This is a genomic window from Agromyces sp. P2_B3 (genome assembly GCF_056404815.1).
Genome location: NZ_JBFUDH010000059.1, coordinates 1 through 506 on the forward strand (window position 1 = coordinate 1; position 506 = coordinate 506).

1 protein-coding gene is annotated in these 506 nt (G+C 66.4%); it reads right to left on the reverse strand.

Features of this window, described 5'->3' with window-relative positions:
• Window positions 1-398 (reverse strand): DUF7507 domain-containing protein (locus AC1DZA_RS20170; RefSeq protein ID WP_476774106.1); only part of this gene is annotated, 398 nt, incomplete at its 3' end.
• Between the last annotated feature and the right edge of the window lie 108 nt (window positions 399-506).

The window sequence follows — 506 nt, forward strand, 5'->3', positions numbered from 1 at the left end:
ACGGGCACCGTCACCACATCCGTCACCGGCACCGGCACCTGGTCCGCGACCGCGGAACCCGTGTTCATGACCGCGCCCGCATCGGCCTCAGCCTGCGTGACCGCATGACCCGTCGACAACACACACGTACCACCCACCGGAACCGACGCGCATGTCTGCGAAGCACCGGTCAGCGCATCAGCCACGACCACACCGGTCAACGTGATATCACCAGTGTTCGTCGCCGTGAGCGTGTACGACAACGTGTCACCCACACTCACCGTCCCGGAACCATCCTCGTCCGCATTACCCGCCAACACCTTGTCGATCGACAACGCCGGGGCCTGCGGAACGGGCACCGTCACCACATCCGTCACCGGCACCGGCACCTGGTCCGCGACCGCGGAACCCGTGTTCATGACCGCGCCCGCATCGGCCTCAGCCTGCGTGACCGCATGACCCGTCGACAACACACACGTACCACCCACCGGAACCGACGCGCATGTCTGCGAAGCACCGGTCAGCGC